Source organism: Tengunoibacter tsumagoiensis, from assembly GCF_003967535.1.
Lineage (GTDB): Bacteria > Chloroflexota > Ktedonobacteria > Ktedonobacterales > Ktedonobacteraceae > Tengunoibacter > Tengunoibacter tsumagoiensis.
In genome coordinates this window covers 3754340-3771380 of sequence record NZ_BIFR01000001.1, presented here as the reverse complement: position 1 = coordinate 3771380, position 17041 = coordinate 3754340, and the positions used below count along the sequence as shown (strand labels likewise).

Here is a 17041-nt window from a genome sequence, read left to right as displayed (position 1 = left end):
GCTATAATTGCATAGAGATGCGTTGTTGTAGATCAGGAACCCGATGTCTGAAAGTGGGAGGGCCAGGTCTCATAATCTTATGGCTTGAGTCTGCTCTTGAAGAGCAGACCGTATTAATTTTAGTGCTGCATGCAAACAACGAGACCGAAACTCTTCTGAACAAGCGTTGGGACGTTGAATCACAGAAGTCAATGTGCGGCTGGCAGCTCAGTATCTGGCACAAACTATAGATTCTCTTCGACGGAGGCGCTACAATAGTCAGTAGGATCTGTTCACGGTCAGATCGAGCGCAGAGACGCCTTTGGGCGTTCTCGTTTTAGGAGCAGGCAAATACTATGATGAGGTCTGCCAGAGGGAGTAGTTGATGACAACAGGCGAACCCAGGATGCAGTATCCGGTCCCACCAGCCCTTGAACATCCAGAACTCCTGGTCTTTCGGGATGAGTTTCCTCTTTTGCAGCGAAGAACATATCTCAATAGTTGTTCACTGGGTGCTCTTTCTCAGCGTTCGATGCAGAATGTCACGCAGTTTATGGAGACGTGGAATGAGTGGGGGGCACACGCCTGGTCCGAGCTCTGGTTAGATGAGATTGCGCGGGCGCGAAAGAAATTTGCGACCTTAATCGGTGCTCAGTTACATGAAGTTGCCATTGCGCCCAATGTTTCAACGGCTCTCAGTGTTATCTCTTCGGCTCTGGACTATCAGACCCGTACGAATGTTGTGCTATCAGCGCTAGATTTCCCAACGCTTGCTTATCAGTGGTTGGCAAAAGAGCGGCAGGGGCTTACCTGTCGCTTTGTAGAGAGCCCTGACCAGATCTATGTCAGCCCGGAGCTATTTACGCCGCTGGTAGATAGTCAGACCGCTCTCATTGCGACGTCGCGCGTCTGTGATACGAGCGGGTATATCCAGGATATTCGAGCTGTAGCAGATATTGCTCATAAACATGGAGCTTTTATTCTGGTTGATGACTATCAGGGAACTGGTCAGATCCCTATCAATGTAAATGCCCTGGATATTGATTTTCTGGTCACTGGCTCGTTGAAATGGTTGTTGGGGGGACCTGGACTCGCTTTTGTCTATATTCGTGAGGGGCTTATACCGCATGTAGAGCCCGTAGTGGCCGGCTGGTTTGGCCAGCGCAACCAGTTTCAGTTTCAGGCGCAGACGTTTGAATGGCGGCCAGATGCAGCCAGGGTAGAACTGGGAACGCCGGCTATGGCTGCGGTCTATGCCGCTAATGGAGGGCTGGATATCGTTCTAGAGGCCAGTGTCGAAAGTATTGGCGAGCGTTCACGGTATCTAACAAATGATCTCATTGCGCGCGCTCGTGAGCATGGCTGGACAGTACGAGCTCCTCATGAACCAGAGTTGCGCAGTTCGATTGTTGGGCTAGAGTTTGAGGATCCGGAAGAGCTTGTAAAAGAGCTGAGAGCACGTTCGATTATGACTGATGCGCGCCCGGGGATTTTACGCATCTCGCCCTATTTTTATAATACCATTGAAGAGAATGCTGTCGTGATCGACGCATTAGCAGAGATCCTGACGCAGAGAAAACAACACAAAAAAAGGTAGTACAGGAGTACTGTACACTTGAGATAGAGGAGAAATCTATGCAGTGTCCTAATTGTCATACAAAATATGGAGAAGAGGATCTCTACTGTCGTCAGTGCGGGACTGATCTTGTCGAGAGACCTTCAACCGGGTTGGCGCATCGACAGAACCATCTGCCCTCCCTGCTCTACAATCCACAGCTTCCCAAAGGTGTCGCTGCCAGCGTCGGAGCCGTGGCTCTGGGCTTTGGCATCGAGCTCCTGAGGCGTAATCTCTTGACGCGCCTGGGGATGAAACCTTCGCGCATCGCACGAGAGACGCTACCTGCACTGGGAACCATCAAAGAGCTTATGCCTCAACAACGTACCATTAAGCTAGCTAAAGGGTATGAGATGCAAGAGACAGTGATGTATATACAGCGCGTGATTAGAAGAGAAGATTAAATTTCCTCTGGTCCAGTTGGTAAGCAGCTTGCCTCCTGGCCGCGATACCAATGCAACCCAGAGATTTATCTAGACAAATACTCTTTTTTAAGAGTAGTATTCTTCTATAGATAGAGAAGGGGGGAAGCTCTCCCTCAACCTGCTTTATTTTTTCAGATCGTGAGGGAGTAAAGCAGGTCTGGTTTGTATGCTCTACGCGAAAAAGGATAGGCAATAGTACATGTTAGCACCACTGAGAAACATTCGATCTCTCTCTTGCGGTCTTCTTTTATGCGTTTGTCTGTTGGCTTTCTCCTCATGTGCTACGGCGTCTGGGGGAATTTTAGGTGGAAATGGTGAGTGGCAAGGAAGCGATCTGGCTGGTCGTCATATCCGCACATTGGCTGTCAATCCAACTCATTTAGATCAATTGGTGGCTGGAAATGAGCATGGTCAGCTTTTTATCAGTGCAGATGCAGGCCTCCACTGGAAGGAGCAGGCACTTGCGTCTGCCCCAATAACACTTTCAACCCTGATCTATCATCCCTCAGGAGATCCGCTTTACGCTCTTACCAATCAAGGAATTATGCGAAGTACTGATAATGGAGCACATTGGGATCTCTGGCCTACCGCTCCAAGAGGATCTGTGATGGCACTATCCTTTTCGCCAAATGACCCGAAGCAAATGATCGTGGCAACTATGCAGCAAGGCATTTTTACGAGTCAAGATGCAGGAGAGACGTGGAGCGCTGAAAATTCAGGGTTGCCAGCGGGGATGACGATTTCAGGACTGACGTATGATTCAGGTGGCAATCAAGTATGGGCAGCAACGTCTCAGGGTGTCTATCGTCTGGACCGCGTACAGCGAACCTGGACTGCACTCAATACGGGCCTGCCGGCTGGACTGGCAATCAATTGTGTGCAACTGGCGAGCAGTCAGCAAGGACTGATCTATGCCGGAGCTCAGCGAGGGTTTTATCGCTCTACGGATGCTGGACAGCACTGGGTGAGTAGTAAAGATTCGTTAGCTGGGACCAGTGTCTGGAGCTTATTGGAGAGTGATACCGTTTCATTATACGCGGGAACAAATGTTGGCGTCTTGCAGAGTCGAGATGGTGGTGAGACATGGAGTGGGTTTGCACATGGCTTGCCAATGAAAGAACCGGTCTATGCCTTAGCATCTGGCGCTGATGCGAATAATCAGCTGTTTGCTGCTGCTAATAATGTGTATCGTTATCCTGGTACAAGCGGCGATTTGACACTGTCACGGCTTCTTCCTATTTTGCTGATTGTTGGTTTTTTCGTCTTGCTCTCTCTGCTTATCGGTAGGAAGAGACGGAGGCCAGTTCAGCTGAAAAAAGCGCCAGATGAGGTGAAGTAGGGGGTCTTAGAGCCGTTCGTAGCGTAGGAACAGTAGCAAAGGGAAGAGGAGGAAAGGCTTAAGCTCTTTTCAAGAGGATCTTCCTCTCTTCCTGATATGTAGTTGCTAGTGGTGAACAGTTGTACCAATATATGCAACTACTAGATAAAGAACGTAGAGAAAGATGCATAACAGGATAATCGTTCCGTAGCAGGTAAGACTCCATGCGCGGCGATTATTGAGCGCTTGCCGTAGCTGTTCCGCCATATCAGGAGGATCTAATTCCAGGCCAGGAATATGCTCTTGTAAATGAGGAATCATCTCGCGGAAACCACGAGCATTTGTCATTCCTTCAACTAAAATAATCGTTGTCTCGTCATCAAGATCAGCCATGAGAACAAGCTTGCCCGGATTGGGATCACCAGGAACGAGCGTCAGGCGTTTGATCGCCTCTAATTGGACGCGAAGCTCCTGGTCCTCCTCCTGGCCAGTCACCACCAGCTCATCGGTATAGAGTTGAATCTCTTTTCCCATCCCAAAACGCACCACACTGATTGGGTGCTTGTGTACTATTTCGTGTTCAACATTCTGTTCGCTCATCAAAGTTCCTATAATATCTCAATCTTATTGCATGTAAGATAGAAGCTAGCGCAAAGAAAAATTGCTTTTCCAATTGTACCTCAAGCGGCCAACCGCGTCGAGAGGGGCCTCAGGAGGAGAGCATTACTTGACAGCTGTAGATAGAGATATTACAATTTGAGAGGAGTATCGATAGGCAATCGAGGATTTTGTGATTTATGGCTCAGATTGGTCTACTTGAAGATAATACGCGCATAGCGAAATTATGTTCAACAATGTTGCAATATGCTGGACATCATGTCATTGTGTATAATCATCCACAAGCCTGTTTGGATGCGCTTTTACCGTCGGCACAGCATTTATGGCCAGATGCAATTGAGGAGAGCAAGACGCCAGATGTCTTAATTCTCGATCTGCATCTACCAGACATTCCTGGTCTGGAAGTTCTCCGTTCGTTACGCTCTCATCCTAGTACCAGTTCACTTCCACTTATTTTTTGCACAGCAGCCACTCCTGCTGAAATTAAGCAGGCATTGAGCGTTGCCCCCCAGGCAAGTTTTATTGAGAAACCATTTACCTTTCAAGGCTTGATCCAGACTATTCAACAGGTTCTTGATTCAGATCAAGCCATCGGAGCAGATGACTGACAACGGACCGTTGTTGCCAGCGATCTTTCTCCGCCAGGCTCTCTGTCTTTTCTATCTATATTCCTACATGGACACGTTTAGACGTTTGGTAGGGTTAATTAATAGCCCCACTTCCAGCCGCGCATGGTCTCTTCAGCGACTGTACGCCACCCACGGGCCGCAGCCTCAGATTTTAGGCCAGCTTGTTCGGCAAGATCGGCATCACTGATAGTAGGATTCTTTTTGAGAATCTGAATCACTTTATCAGTAGTAGCATGCGTTGTGGTGGTTGTTTTCTGTTCGGATGTGTTCACTACGATCCTCCCTTACGAATAAAAAAAGCTACAGAACACAAATCGTATGTATTCAAGAGAAAGATAGTCGGCTCACGATACTGTTGCGTATAACGGTTCAGTTTTAGCCTCTCTTAGATAAGAGAAGAAATGAGTCCCATTTAGGGTAGGATTGTGAGCAGTTAAATTTTCTCTTGTTACTCTTCTATAGTACAACTTTTTGGGTTACAATATCCACCTTACCAGACAATGATTCTCGCCTGGAATTTTATGGCGATCATAGAAACGATCACCAATGGAAGCAAAAGGGGGATTTCAACCGTCCTTTTTCTAGAAGGGGGCAGATCCCTTGCCTGTAGAGCATGCCAGTATTTTTTTGTGCAGTTGAAGATGATACAATAGGAGTGTGGGAACGGACCATCCAGTCTTCTAGAGGAGAGTGCTCTCTGTTCTCTACTAGAGATATGGATACAGAAGAGAAAGCTTTGGAGAGATTTTAGATGAATAGTAATCCAGACCGATGTATCCAGTTGCGTAAGCTCCACGCTCAACTCACCAATGAAGTAAAACTCTTGAGAGAAAGTATACAAAAGGCTGAGCAGAATGGTGTGGATACCTCTATTGAGACCCTCAATAGTATCAAGCACCTTCAAGCATCACTGCGTACCATCTCTCTAGAGCTAGAGAAGTGTCCTCCAGAAGTAGTTGAGATTGTGCCAACGATCACGCCTGCACAGGTGAAGGTTGGGAAGACCTCACGTAGCTGGTTCCCAGATGCAGAAGAAGATGATGTCGATTTTGAAAGTGTGGTTGACGAGCCTTAATGGACCTGGAAAGAAGGTTATCAGGCGTATCTGCCTCTTTCTTCTTAATCCTGAGCATACAAAAGGAGCTTGATCAGCGATGATTGAGCTCCTTTTGTATGCCTATCCCCAGTTAGTCATGGTGCTCTCTAAACAATGCGACGATTCTTCGTAGTGGTGCGTTCCTACTAGTGGAGTTTCTCTGTATCGGCACTCCTGTGTTAATTTATAGGTGGAAATATACTATGTATTTTACTCCTTTGCTCTTTCCTACAGAATAATGTCTGTACTAGAAATACGAGGCCAAACGTATGTATCAACCGGGTCAGCAGTCATTCCCCCCCAACAGACGACCACCAGGCCGTCTGTTTTCTCCGAAAAGCATGCTCTTATTGGCCCTTGGACTCATTCTTTTATTATTGGTGATTGTCATTGGGGGCGATTTTCTTGTTTCACCCTCCCAGGCTCGTTCACTCTTTTTGCCAACCTTTGTGACTTCATCTCCAACGGCTCTAGCTACTTCGACTCCCAGGTCTACTGCCATTCCCAGGCCTACTGCCACTCCAACAGCGCCTCCGTTTGATCCAGACGCGAATCGTATTCTGCCAGATCATCGCATTGTGGCTTTTTACGCGGTTCCAGGGGCAGAGCCAACCGGGCCAGCCTATCAGCTTACCCCTGCGATGGTTCAGCAGCTCCAGGATCAGGGCAAGGCCTATGAGGATCTTGATCCCGCCCATCCCGTTCAACTTGGCATTGATCTGGTTGTAAGTGTCCCAGATGGCGATCCAGGACCATCGAATACCTATAGTCATCATGTAGATGCTGACACGATTCAACAATATATCGATGTGTGTCAGGCTAATAATTTTCTCCTGTTTCTCGATCTCAATATTGGTTGGGCGCAACCAATGGATGAAGTGAATTTTTTCCTTCCTTACCTTGAAAAATATTCTTTTGTACATATGGCGATTGATCCTGAATGGATGTTTCCTCGTCATACGGGCATTCCTGGGACGAATCTCAGTAATGTATCAGCCTCAGACTTGAATCCCATTATTACAGCACTGGCAGAACTCCCGATGAAATATCATGTTCCGCGGAAGATACTCATTCTTCATCAATATCGTGGCGATGGCGACGAATTGGCAGATCCGACCGATGCATCACAAGCGGAGTATGCAGATAAGCGGAATCTTCGCTTCGATCCACGAGTGGATACGGTCATGCACATTGATAGTGTGGGTGGTTTCCCGGGCGATCATGATATCAAAAAGGCACAATATGAGCAGTGGGTAAAGAATGATATGTTGAAATATCAGAATTTTCAATATGGAGGTTTTAAGATCTTCTATCATTTGGAGTCCAAAACTTCTCTCATGACTCCACAGGAGGTACTTGCGCTTGATCCTGCTCCAATGGTCATTACCTATGGAAATTAGTGCCCATTACCAGGGGAGATCAGGCCAGATGGTAGGCGGTTGGGGGACATCTCCTCCTTCTGTCAGAACGGAGTGGAAAGAATGCTGGCTGCTTTCTTCAATGTGAGCTAGAACGTTGTTCTTGCATAAGAGCAGTAATCATCCCCATTTCCGCTCTAATAAAGGAAACAAGCTGTCTCAAAATAAGGCGCTCGACGTAGTATTGAGTAGAATACGTCGAGCGCCTTGCTGTATGTGTGCATTTCACAAATGGTTGACGTGAAGGAATCTTTTGTTGTTTTTTCTTTGTGGAATGCATGCCACCTGTTTCGGTGCCGGGTTTGTGATTAGATAAAGGATGAAGAGAAGATGCTTGCCTTTCTACTATGGGTAGCCGGTGTAAGCCTATTCATTGTAGGCGGAGTGCTTTTCAATGTCTATCTCTACTCGCGTGGAGCGATGGAATATTTGCGTCGCCATGGTAATGATGCTGCACATGCCGCCGAAACATACTATATGGATTGGGTCTCTACCAGCGATGATATGGGTCGACCGGTCCGCCGGATGGCTGCTGGTATTTTGGGAGCCTGTCTTATGGGTGGGTGTTTTATCGTGTTACTGATTTTTAGCCTGACACGCTAGTACAGGTTCAGGTTGATGATGAGTTTCGATCGTCTGGTTTTGAAGAATGGGCTCCCTCCCGGATGGAGAGAGTCCATTCTTCAAAGCGTTTTATAATTGCTGAGCCAGGAAGGCACCTACTTCTGCCAGCGCTTTCATTGCACGACAGGTGATCTCTACGGATTCATAGTAGGGAATTTTCTCTTCCTGTAAAATATGGAGTGCAGGAATGTCATGGCGTGCATAGACGGTCTGTACCAGGACGGGTTTCTTATATTCCCTGACCAGCCGACCTAGTTCGCGCGCTGCTTCTTCCTCTCGTTTCCCAAAGTCTTCAGAGAGGAGCATGCGGTAGCCGCCAAAGAGCCCGGTGACAATGACGCCATCGATATTGGGATCTTTTAGACAGGTTTCTGTGATGAGAGAGAAAGCGAGAGGGTCCTCATCAGTTGCACCTGCGACATCAATAGGATTGGTCGCGGTGGCACGTGGAGGCATCTGGGTGCGTAGAATCTGCTGCGTCTCTTCACTTAAGATAGGTACCTCGAGCCCGGCAAGTGTGACCGCATCTCCACTGGCGACTGAACTGCCACCGCCATCACCCACAATAGCGATCCGACGGCCTCCAGAGGGCGTTGGAGGCTGTAAAGCGAGTGCCTGAGCGACTGGATAGAGCTCATCTGAGCGCATCACACGAACGATCCCGCTCTGTTCCAGGCTCGTATCTTCGGCTGGTCGTACGATGCCTTCAGTGCCTGTATGGGCCAGCGCAGCGCGGACCCCAACGGAGGTTGCGCCGCTTAAGAGGATGACTACAGGTTTGTATTGTCCCTGTTCGTACATCTGGCGTGTTACCTGACGAAGAGTATCGACCTGAATGGCCTCTACATAGCCAGCGATGACCGATGTAGCGGGGTCCTGCCCGAGATACGTGACACATTCTGGAAAGGTTACATCAACGGCATTGCCAATGCTTAAAAAGGTTGTAAAGCCAGGACCATCCAGATGTGCTTGCGCGTACCAGTACATGCCGAGATTGCCACTCTGTGAGACCAGGCCAATAGGACCTTTGGGTAAAGGGAAGACCATCCCCAGTGCATTCAGGCGAGACCGCTCCACATAGAGCCCCATGCAATTACTGCCAATGATGCGGATACCGTGTTCGCGACAGCGTGCAACCAGTTGTTGTTCAAGTTCGCGGCCAGCTTCCCCCGTCTCGCTAAAGCCTGCGGTAATGACGACAATTCCTTTGACGCCATGAGCGATACAGTCCTCAATTCCCTGGGAAACATGGGGAAAGGCTGTTGCAATAACCGCAAGATCGACCGGGCCTGGCACATCGCGAAGGCTGGGATAGGTTGGGCGTCCCAGAATTTCCGAGACTGAAGGATTGATTAAATAAATATCGCCAGCAAAGCCACCATTGATCAGTTGGCGAGCTGCTACGTGTCCCCACTTTTGGGGAGCACGCGACGCGCCCAGTATTGCTACTGAGCGCGGCTGGAGAACTTCTTCTAGTGTATAAGGGATCATTCGGTCTCCTCATCATCATCAAAGTAAGCAGAGTTACCATTTTGGCGTTCTTCGCGGAGAAGCTCTTCCACATGGCGAATGACGCTGTCGGCGCTTGGTAAGGGGCCGGTCCCTACAGGACGATCGGGATTATGCAGAATTGCATTTCCTTCTTCATCCTCTGCCTCAATTCCATTTGCAATCTGTTCTTCAAGTCGGCGCACATACGCACTGGCCTCAGGGTCCTGTGCCACTAATGCAGTCACCCTTTCCTCAAAGCGTACAGCCTCTGAATGAACCTCTTTCAGATCTAATCCAAAGGAAAGAAATTGGTTGATATAGGTAAGTAATGCCGCCGTTACCTTGACATTAGGGGTTGCTGCCAGATAGTGGGATGCTGATGCCCAGAGAGATGCTGCGGGAATCTGCTCCCGACGGCAAGCATCTTGTAGGACACCAAGAATACCTGTAGCCCCTTCATAGTCAGAATTGCGAATCGCCATTTCAAGCAATCGTTCTTGCATCTCCTCATTGGTGGAAGTTCCTATAATAGGAACATCGGCTGAATGGGGGATCTCAGCGAGTAATGCTCCCAGAAAAAGAACTTCTGAGACATTGAAATGCTTACAGACATCCAGGAAGGTTGAGCTAAAAGATTTCCACTTCAGATGTGGTTCGATACCATTGAAGAGGATCACGTCACGGGTCCCTTCGGGGAGGCGCTGGGCAAAAAATTGATTGAGTGGCCAGTTGATAGGATGTTGAATCCCATCCTCATAACGAATAGTTGGTCTTGCCTCAGTGAAGACGAAGAATTCTTCAGCCTCGATTTCAGCTATTTTCTCCGAGGACCATCGGTCAACGAGAAACTTTACAGCTGAGGTTGCCGCCTCAGCCGCATCATTCCATCCTCCAAAAGCTACAAGGACCACGGGATCACGCAACTCTGGCTGATTATAATAGTGTATTAGTGACATGCTACTACCTCTTTATAAAATGAGGCGAGAAAACCACGAAGTCTTCATCTTCGTGAATGAATCGCCAGGCCTGCTCTTGTCTGAAAGGAGCACAACAGACCCATTGACTCAAAAAACGCTGCTTGCGCAGGTGGTGTGTATCGCTCCGCTGTGACCACGGAGAGAGTCCAGCCTCATCTCGACAATGTTCAAAAGGCCTGGTGGGCCTGGATCACTGGACCTTTCCCCAGTCCTCCTGAAACCCAGGTGACAGAGCAGCGGTCTGATGCGTCAACCGCAGGTGTCATGACCAATCGAACGGAGCTCCCATTCCTGGGGCTGAGCCTGGTGAACGCACATTCGCCGGGCGAAGTGACTGGATGGAAGATGCCATGGCTCCTGAAGAAGCCGCTGCGTCTTCAACTCAGTGGTAGTTCACCTGTGCCAGGCAAATACATGGTCTTATTCTATCATCCTCAATCAACACCCGATAGCATCATAGTGGCTGCGTGTTTTTTTTCGCTCACAGTGTAGTCGCTTGATTCAAACGGTAGCTCGTGTGGCAACGTCTTTGTTCAGAGCTTTTGCATTGCGATTCTGCCAGATGGTGTCTGCATATCTTTCTATTGTATCACTTTTAGTGCTCCGCTTCCCGAATATATGCGCACGATCTCTGTCGGCCCGGGTACTACTTGACGGTTTGTGTGGAAAACCATATACTCGCGATATGGAAATTGCAGATATCTCACTTCTTTTTCAGGATCATTATCTCCTTCTCGTGAATAAACCTGCTGGTATCGTGATTCATCCCACCTATAAACATGCCGCTGGGACGCTTTGGGATGCCCTTCTGGAGTATCTCCAACAGCAGGTTCCGGATGACTGGCAACCGCCTGTCAGGCCAGATGACCCTGAATGGGAAGGAGCACCCGCCGAGATTCGTGAGATGCTACGTGCCAAGCGTACCGCACGCTATTGGCAGGAAGATGGGCTGCTTCCCAGACCTTGCCTGGTGCATCGATTGGATAAAGATACTTCGGGCATTGTGGCGCTGGCGCGTACTGAGAACTCTCGTCGTCATCTGGTGAAGCAATTTCAAGAGCATACGATTCGTAAAAGCTATCTGGCGGTTATACAGGCTGGAGCTGATAGCTGGGCTCTGCCACGTGTCCCTTTGCACATAATAAAGCGCTCCTCTAGTGGCGAGGTGATCGAAACGCTCAATGCTTTTGACGCACTTCCAGAATTGGGCGTAGAATATCTCCTGGATGGTCCATTACAGCGTGATCCAGACGATCGCCGGCGCTGTATAGTTGGTCCAGATGGGCAAGAAGCACAGACAATTATCAGGGGAATCGCCGTGGACAATGGCTATGCCCTTCTTGAGGTACACCCTATCACTGGTCGCACTCATCAGATTCGTGCGCATCTGGCGGCAACTGGATATGCTATTGTTGGCGATCAGACCTACGCTCCTATGGTGCGCTTACAAGCAGAAGGTGGGTTGCAGCGTCAATTTCTTCACGCCTATAGTATTACCTTGCACCGTTACCCCGGTAATGAGCTTACAACCTATCGAGCACCACTGGCCACAGACCTCTTGCTCTGGTTAGAGCAGACCAGCCCGACGTTATATCGTGCCTGGCTAAACTTTTTCAACTCTTAAGAGAGTATGCCATATTGAGTTTTCATGAGCAGAATGCGCTGAAGCGACTGATCGATATTGGCCTGACTGATTGTGCCCTGCGTGATAGCAGCTTTGAGGGCCGCAATCACTGTCGTGACCTGACTGGTGGTATAGGGTCCCTCAATGATATCGTTGCCAGCGCTAATCGCCATCACGGCAGCCTGACTTAAGCTCCAGTAATTCTTCACCATGTAGAGCCCATCGGTAATGATTACTCCATTGTAGCCAAAATCTTTGCGCAGTATATTGATCGCTTTGGGCGAAAATTCTGCGGGCAGGATTGGATCGATTGCTTTCGTAATGACATTGGTTGTCATAATCATCGCTGGATGATTAGTGGCAATCAATTGTTTATACGGAGCAAGATCGATTCTTTGTACATCAGCCAGGCTTCGATTGACAACTGGCAGTACAGCATGAGGGTCCTGACCTTGAGGGAGCGAGCCAAGGCCCGAAAAATGTTTGACGCACCCAATTGTACCATTCTGCTGTAAACCAGTTAAAAAGGCACCAGCGTAGGTCGTTACAGTCTGTGGGTCAGATCCAAACATACGTGTTTGAAGAAGGTTAGAGGGCGGGCCCACATCGGCTACAGGGGCAAGATTTACATTTAAGCCAAGCTGTTTTAACCATCCAGAGCTCTGTTTACCCTGAGCCTGTACAGAAGCGATATTCTGGCTCTGGGCCATCTCCAATGCCGAAGGAGCTGGACCAAAGAAAGTTGAGAGCTTGGTCACCAACCCTCCTTCTTGATCAACTGCTTGAAGGAGAGGGATTTTGGCGTCTTTTTGCGTCTGAGTGATGAAGTTTTTGAAGCCGGAGACCGTATTGTTCGGAGCGGTAAAGTTATAATTGGCTGCTTGATAGAGAATGCCTCCAACGGCACCTTGAGAGATCATCATGGGTAATTCGGTCGTTTGATAGGTATACCCATGTTGATTGCCAAAATACTCAACCATAATGAGCTGCCCCAATTTTTGTTCAAGGGTCATACCTTGTATGAGCTGTCGTATATGATCTGTTCTGACGCGGAGGGCCTGTTCATTCAGAATGCCATTTGTATTAGCTTCAATCGTCTGGGAATGGGTTGCATCGGATTGTGAAGATTGCATATGCTGAAATGAATTGCTACAACTTGCAAGTAGAATAATCAGAGTAAAGGCAAATAAAAAACGCAAAATAGGCATTTTTTGATGTATTGTGTAAGAATATTTGTATTTTTGCATTTTTTTTGCTCCGTATTAGCACAGCTAATAATTGACGCCACCAGAATATCTTCATTTACATAACGCCCAACCTCCCAAAAAGATCGCGCTTTCCGTAGTGAATCGGATTAGCCGCTTCATACTCATCTCCTTACACCTGTGTTTTAGGCAGCACAGAGGCCTATAGCATCACTACGTTAATGAAAGGCATGAGATAGAAAGTTCGGCAATGCTTGCCAATAAACCTTGACAATAATCTTAGCAATATGTTATTTTATATATAGCTTACTGCTATATTCGATGAAGAGGAAGCACTAAAAATCCTTCAAAGAAGAAAAAAATAGATAATTCCGTTGGATCAACTGCATTTTGATACGTTGAAGAGAGTATCAAGGAAAATTTGTTTGTTATTCAGCTATAATGCTAAAGGAAAAAACACAATCATGCATGAAACAACGCAGCCCAATTCTGAGGAGCAGCTAGCTCAACCGATTGCCCAGGCCGAGCGCAAAGTAGTCATGGATGTGCGCAATATTACCAAGAGTCTTCCACTTGGACGTGAACAGATCGCCATTTTAAAAGGGATTAGTTTTCAGATTTTAAGCGGAGAATTTGTATCGATAGTTGGCCCCTCTGGATCTGGCAAAAGCACCTTGCTTGGTATTATTGCAGGTCTGGATAATCCATCTACAGGTCAGGTCTTCATCGATGATGTTGATATTACGCGGATGACAGAAAGTAAGCTTGCTCAGGTTCGTAATAATAAAATAGGTATGGTTTTTCAGGCTTATAATCTCATCCCCACCTTAACTGCCCAGGAGAATGTCGAGGTGCCCCTCTACGTTGGTAAGCATCGTGTCTCTCCTTCCACTCGTGCCAAAGAGCTACTTGCGCTGGTTGGTCTGACTCATCGCCTCGGCCATCGCCCAAGCCAGCTGTCGGGAGGTGAACAGCAGCGTGTTGCTATTGCTCGCTCGCTGGCCACAGATCCTGCTGTAGTCATTGCCGATGAGCCAACCGGAAATCTCGATGCGCGTAATGGTGAAAATGTCTTAAAGCTGATTGCCGACCTGCGGGCTCAGACAGGCAAGACTTTTATTATTGCCACACATGATCAGACGGTTGCCTCCCATGCTGATCGTGCCATTCGTATTGTGGATGGCTTGATTGGTTCTATTGATACTACAGGTGGGAGGATTACACAATGAAGTCGTCCTTGTACTTGAGTTACGCCAGTCGTTCTCTGCTTCGAGGAGGCCAACGAACTGTCTTAGCCATCTTTTGTATTGCCGTTGGGGTGATGGCAATCGTCTCGTTACAGTTAGTAGGCGAAATGATCAATCGCACGTTTACTAGTAATGTACGCGAGGCCAATGGTGGTGATATTGCAGTTTCCTCTTTTTCTGTTCCATTGAAGGATAGTGATTTAAGTTTCTTTGATCACCTCAAAACTGAGGGGAAGATTTCGAGCTATACAGCAACGAGTAATTATTCTGGCTCAGTTGGCGCATCTGCATCAGCAGGTCAACATTTTTCGCTCGAGACGATTGATCCTGAGACCTTTCCAGTTGTCTCTCCTCCGCCATTTGTAACACCATCGGATGGTAGCTTTGCCAGTCTGGTCAAAGAGACACAAGTCGTGGTGGATCAGAGCTTCGCTGATCAATATGATAAAAAAGTCGGTGATAGCTTCGATGTGCATGTGACCTCAGCAAAGCAAGGTGGTTTTGTTTTACATGTGCAGATTGTTGGTCTGGTTGCCAATAAAGGCTTATTGGCTCAGAATAAAGGGTTATTGTTTGTTGCAAAGAATGGATTACAGGCCGCTCAGCCTGATAATCTGATCACTTACCAGAGTGTGTATATTGCGACAACAGATCAGGCTCAAACAGATGCAGCCAGCAAGGCAATTAAAAAGCAATTTCCTCTGGAGACGGTCCAGACCAGTGATGATGCTTTAAAATCTGCACAAGATCAGGTTGCTCTCATCAAAAAGTTCCTGGATATCGCTGGCTTATTAGCGTTGCTGATCGGTGGCGTGGGTATCGTTAACACGATGCAGGTCTTGCTCTCACGGCGTAAGACAGAGATTGCGATGCTCAAGACGGTCGGTTATCGTCGTTTTGATCTTTACTTTCTCTTTGGCCTGGAGGCTGGTTTCCTTGGCCTGATAGGGGGCATTATTGGAGCCGCACTGGCTACTGGCGTTAGCGCAATTGTCCTCAATTTTATGGAGCGACTCTTCTCAGTCGATGTTCCGTTTGTGCTGGACCCACTGATCATAGGTGGGGGCGTCCTGATTGGCCTGATTACAGCGCTCATCTTTGGCCTATTACCAATTGTCCAGGCTGCGAATATTCGTCCGCTGAATGTCATTCGTGAGATCGCTGGTGGCAATCGTGTCGCAAGCATCTTTTTGACCATTGGTCTCCTGTTTATTCTCTCCGTTCTCTTCTGTCTCATGGCTGTCTTTATCCTGAATGATGTTGTACTTGGGATCAGTGCCGTCTATGGAACCTTCGTTTTCCTCATCATTTTAAGCGCTTTCTTTGCCTTCGTTGTCTGGTTAATTGGCATTCTGCCAGTGCGAGAACGTTTTAACATCTGGTATCTGTTATTGATCCTGGGTGGAATCATTATCTCGCTCTTGCTAACGCTGGCTCTACCAACCTTTGGTATTCTGCTGCTGCTTGTGTCATTGATGGGGATCGTGATAGTGCTGTTGCCGCGCTCAACAAAAGCCAGCACCAGGATGGCCTTGCGCAATATTGGTCGTCAGCCTGCACGCACGACGACGACCCTATTGGCACTGTTTGTAGGCGTCTTTACGATTGGTCTGGTGCTGGTGCTGGGTGAAGATATTCGTGGCCTGTTAGATAAGACAATTGCTACAACCATCAATTTTAATGTGCTGGCTCTGGCACAAGGGAGCGAGGGAGTTAAGCTTAAAGCGAACCTCTCGACTGTTCCTGGTCTGAGCCATTCAGAGGTGCATCCGTATGCTCCTGTGCTGCCATTGACCATTGATGATCAGCCAGTACAGACCCTGCTGGCGGCTCCACCAGATAAAAATGCGGCTTATAGCCTGCCTCCAAGCGTGGATTATTACTACTTAAGTAGCTTTGAGGGGTACGATTTAGCCAATGACCAGACTCCAAGTACTCAGACCTTCTCCTTCCAGAAAGGTGATGGCCGTAACCTTGATGCTAGCGATGTTGGAACGAACAACGTGATTGTCAGTGAGTACTTATCCCACCTTCCTCCCTTAAAGGGACATATTCATCTTGGAAGCCAGATTGCACTGGCAAGTCAGGACGGAAAAATTACTCGTACGGTTACCGTTGTTGGTTTCTATACGACGAGCCTTTCAAGTGATTATGGAGCAATTCTGTCTCCCAGTGATGTTACCAGCGCTTTTGCAACGCCTAACCACGAATTGTCGGTCTTCTACATGAAGATTGATGCAGATAAAGTTGGGAAAGGCCTGAACGAGATTGGGAAGATAGCCCCCAACGCGTCAGTCACTAATTATGCAAATATTGGCGACTTTATTAATGGGTATATTGCCAATATCATTCAGATCTTGACTGCAATCGCCTCGTTATCCTTGTTAGCCGGTGTAATTATTATTGCAAATGCGGTTGCACTGGCAATGCTAGAGCGGCGGCGGGAACTGGGCATTCTCAAGTCAGTGGGCTATACCAGCCGTAACGTCTTAGGTGAAGTTGTCCTGGAGAATGCAATTGTTGGTGCCACGGGGGCGCTCTTAGCGATGTTGCTGGTCACCCTGGTAACGAGTATTCTGGATCGTTTTGTCTTTAAGTCTGGCTTTGGTGTCAGCTGGTACATCTCGATTGGCCTGATTGTGGGGATCGCTCTGTTGGCAGTCATCACCGCCACACTGGTTGCCTGGGGCTCGGTTCGTGTCCGTCCGCTAGAAGTGCTACGCTATGAATAAGCGATAAATCTTCAAGTGCAGATGAATGCTTTTAGAGCATGGA

Annotated in this window: 16 protein-coding genes; 11 read left to right on the top strand and 5 right to left on the bottom strand. The window is 48.0% G+C overall.

Annotation, left to right across the window (positions count from 1 at the left end):
* The first annotated feature begins 364 nt into the window (after positions 1-364).
* The 3 genes from EL628_RS14800 to EL628_RS14790 all read left to right on the top strand — a co-directional run bounded on the left by EL628_RS14800 (position 365) and on the right by EL628_RS14790 (position 3358).
* Positions 365-1576: an aminotransferase class V-fold PLP-dependent enzyme gene (locus EL628_RS14800; RefSeq protein WP_126580700.1), complete on the top strand. Its 1212-nt coding sequence runs from the start codon at positions 365-367 to the stop codon at positions 1574-1576.
* Between the two features lie 38 nt (positions 1577-1614).
* Entirely contained in the window at positions 1615-1998 is a 384-nt protein-coding gene (locus EL628_RS14795) for a zinc ribbon domain-containing protein (protein WP_126580699.1), read from the top strand.
* A gap of 220 nt (positions 1999-2218) precedes the next feature.
* A complete protein-coding gene (locus tag EL628_RS14790; protein ID WP_126580698.1) occupies positions 2219-3358 on the top strand; it encodes a WD40/YVTN/BNR-like repeat-containing protein in 1140 nt (379 codons plus the stop codon).
* 105 nt (positions 3359-3463) lie between these two features.
* On the opposite strand, the gene EL628_RS14785 is transcribed toward EL628_RS14790, so the two are convergent.
* Positions 3464-3937 carry a hypothetical protein gene (locus tag EL628_RS14785; protein ID WP_126580697.1) on the bottom strand — a complete coding sequence of 158 codons (474 nt, stop codon included), beginning with the start codon at positions 3935-3937 and terminating at the stop codon, positions 3464-3466.
* A gap of 197 nt (positions 3938-4134) precedes the next feature.
* Here EL628_RS14785 and EL628_RS14780 point away from each other — a divergent pair, with 197 nt between their 5' ends.
* Positions 4135-4563, top strand: coding sequence for a response regulator (locus EL628_RS14780; protein ID WP_126580696.1), 429 nt, complete (start codon positions 4135-4137; stop codon positions 4561-4563).
* A 98-nt stretch (positions 4564-4661) separates the two neighbouring features.
* Here EL628_RS14780 and EL628_RS14775 read toward each other — a convergent pair whose 3' ends face one another.
* On the bottom strand, positions 4662-4856 hold the full coding sequence (locus EL628_RS14775) for a hypothetical protein (RefSeq protein ID WP_126580695.1): 195 nt from the start codon (positions 4854-4856) through the stop codon (positions 4662-4664).
* A 479-nt stretch (positions 4857-5335) separates the two neighbouring features.
* Between EL628_RS14775 and EL628_RS14770 the strand changes: the two genes are divergently transcribed.
* The 3 genes from EL628_RS14770 to EL628_RS14760 all read left to right on the top strand — a co-directional run bounded on the left by EL628_RS14770 (position 5336) and on the right by EL628_RS14760 (position 7701).
* The gene (locus EL628_RS14770; protein ID WP_126580694.1) at positions 5336-5659 is read left to right on the top strand and encodes a hypothetical protein; all 324 of its coding nucleotides are present in this window, start codon (positions 5336-5338) and stop codon (positions 5657-5659) included.
* Positions 5660-5949: 290 nt separating this feature from the next.
* Positions 5950-7080, top strand: a complete 1131-nt coding sequence (locus tag EL628_RS14765) for a hypothetical protein (protein WP_126580693.1) — start codon at positions 5950-5952, stop codon at positions 7078-7080.
* A gap of 348 nt (positions 7081-7428) precedes the next feature.
* Positions 7429-7701, top strand: coding sequence for a hypothetical protein (locus EL628_RS14760; protein ID WP_126580692.1), 273 nt, complete (start codon positions 7429-7431; stop codon positions 7699-7701).
* A gap of 90 nt (positions 7702-7791) precedes the next feature.
* On the opposite strand, the gene EL628_RS14755 is transcribed toward EL628_RS14760, so the two are convergent.
* Both EL628_RS14755 and EL628_RS14750 read right to left on the bottom strand, forming a co-directional pair.
* Positions 7792-9213, bottom strand: a complete 1422-nt coding sequence (locus EL628_RS14755; protein ID WP_126580691.1) for an acetate--CoA ligase family protein — start codon at positions 9211-9213, stop codon at positions 7792-7794.
* Positions 9210-10169 (bottom strand): PAC2 family protein, encoded by a 960-nt coding sequence (locus EL628_RS14750; protein WP_126580690.1) that lies wholly within the window; start codon positions 10167-10169, stop codon positions 9210-9212. Before EL628_RS14750 ends, EL628_RS14755 begins: the two co-directional genes overlap by 4 nt.
* Positions 10170-10319: 150 nt before the next feature.
* Between EL628_RS14750 and EL628_RS14745 the strand changes: the two genes are divergently transcribed.
* Together EL628_RS14745 and EL628_RS14740 are read left to right on the top strand one after the other, a co-directional pair.
* A complete protein-coding gene (locus tag EL628_RS14745) occupies positions 10320-10682 on the top strand; it encodes a hypothetical protein (RefSeq protein WP_126580689.1) in 363 nt (120 codons plus the stop codon).
* A 193-nt stretch (positions 10683-10875) separates the two neighbouring features.
* Complete coding sequence (locus tag EL628_RS14740) at positions 10876-11814, top strand: RluA family pseudouridine synthase (RefSeq protein WP_161975517.1); 939 nt, start codon at positions 10876-10878, stop codon at positions 11812-11814.
* On the opposite strand, the gene EL628_RS14735 is transcribed toward EL628_RS14740, so the two are convergent.
* Positions 11811-13022 (bottom strand): glycoside hydrolase family 3 protein, encoded by a 1212-nt coding sequence (locus EL628_RS14735; RefSeq protein ID WP_371859669.1) that lies wholly within the window; start codon positions 13020-13022, stop codon positions 11811-11813. The genes EL628_RS14740 and EL628_RS14735 overlap by 4 nt on opposite strands.
* 461 nt (positions 13023-13483) lie before the next feature.
* Between EL628_RS14735 and EL628_RS14730 the strand changes: the two genes are divergently transcribed.
* On the top strand, positions 13484-14248 hold the full coding sequence (locus EL628_RS14730; RefSeq protein WP_126580686.1) for an ABC transporter ATP-binding protein: 765 nt from the start codon (positions 13484-13486) through the stop codon (positions 14246-14248).
* Positions 14245-16998, top strand: a complete 2754-nt coding sequence (locus EL628_RS14725; RefSeq protein WP_126580685.1) for an ABC transporter permease — start codon at positions 14245-14247, stop codon at positions 16996-16998. The genes EL628_RS14730 and EL628_RS14725 overlap by 4 nt, the downstream gene beginning before the upstream one ends.
* Positions 16999-17041: the final 43 nt, after the last annotated feature.